This is a genomic window from Azospirillum sp. OGB3, assembly GCF_014192915.1.
Lineage (GTDB): Bacteria > Pseudomonadota > Alphaproteobacteria > Azospirillales > Azospirillaceae > Azospirillum.
The window spans coordinates 1-1,392 of record NZ_JACHYN010000068.1; the positions used below are offsets into that span (position 1 = coordinate 1).

Genomic DNA, 1,392 nt, shown 5'->3' on the forward strand with positions numbered 1-1,392 from the left:
CATTACAGTTGCGCCTTACGCTTGTGGGCTTGGTTGGCGATGGCCTGATGGCATCGTCTCCAAGCTGACCATGCGATGACGGCAGCGGGCTCGATCCGCCGTTGGGTCAGGCGGTCGGCAACATGACGGATCTCCTGCATCGACCAACGGACCATGGGCGGGGCACTTTCCTCGTCGTTTTTTGGGGCGTGGCAAGGCTATCGGCCTTGTGCCGAACCACAGCCAGCAAGGCGAAGGCGAGCATGACCAGCGAGACGTGCCGGTGCCAGCCGTGCCAGCTCCGTGTCTCGTTGTGATCCAGCCCCAGCTCGGTCTTCGCCGTCTCGAAAGCATCTTCAATGGACCAGCGTTGCCCCTCGACGCGGACCAGTGTGTCCACCGGCGTACCATGCCGGCACCAAGTGGTGAAGAAGGCCAGTTCCCCATCAACGGGGCGTCGCCGCACCAGCAGCCCGCGCGTCCAGAGGCCCAGACCGGGCGGCGCTCCAACCATCTCAGGATCGAGATCAGCCAATTCCAAGTAGGCCCAGTCGTAGAGCCGCGGTCCCTTGGTGCCGTTGCCCGCCGACAAGCGCATCCAGTTCTCCGCCGGCAATCCCCTGGCGATCTTCTCGGCGGTGCCAGACACCGACAAAGTCGGGCTCCAGGAATTGAACTGGTGGCTGCCGGTGACGCCAAGCACGTAGCCTTTGCCGGCACGGCGCAACGCCATTTCCAGTTCGCCAACGCCGTAGACGCTGTCGGCTGCCACCCAGGCGAAAGGCACATCGGCGTCGATTGCCCGGCGAGCCATGGCCGCGGCGATCGACGGCTTGGTGGTGAAGCGCACGTTCTCGGGTACATGGGCCTTGGCGAGGCGGTCAGAATTGCCCGTCCAGTCCTTGGGCAGGTAGAGCCGGCGGTCGATGAAGGCATGGCCCTTGGATGAAGCGTAGGCGGCAAAGACGCCGATCTGGCAGTTGGTGATCTTTCCCGCCGAGCCGGTGTACTGCCGCCCGACGCCGCAGGACGCCTTGCCCTGCTTGAGGAAACCAGTTTCGTCGATCACCAGCGTGGCGTCGGGCTCGGCCAGAGCATCGAGCGCGTAGTCGCGGACCACGTCGCGCAACGCGTCGGCATCCCAGGAAGTACGGCCGAGCACCGCCTGCTGACGCCAGGGTCCCGTATCACCTGCGGCTTCGGCGCGCATCCAGCCGGTCTTGCGCCGCTCCGGCCCAAGCAGCCCGTCCAGGAACGCGCCGGCTGATGCCGCCGTCCCGGACTGTAAGAACAGGGGCCGGAGCCGGGCCTTGGCTCCACGCAATTCCTCTGACCACAGCCCCAGCAGGTCCTCGACCGCGACACCGGACATGGCGACCTCCCAAAGCCTGTTCAACAGACGGAGGGCTGTCC

The 1,392-nt window shown here is 65.6% G+C and carries 1 protein-coding gene; it reads right to left on the reverse strand.

The genetic code is table 11. The annotated features are described in order from the left end of the window. Positions 1-106: 106 nt before the first annotated feature. Positions 107-1,351, reverse strand: a complete 1,245-nt coding sequence (locus FHW79_RS32285; protein ID WP_183182686.1) for an IS701 family transposase — start codon at positions 1,349-1,351, stop codon at positions 107-109. Positions 1,352-1,392: the final 41 nt, after the last annotated feature.

Excerpts from the sequence above, each read along its gene's own strand:
- FHW79_RS32285 (WP_183182686.1), bottom strand. The coding sequence starts at position 1,351 with ATGTCCGGTGTCGCGGTCGAGGACCTGCTGGGGCTGTGGTCAGAGGAA.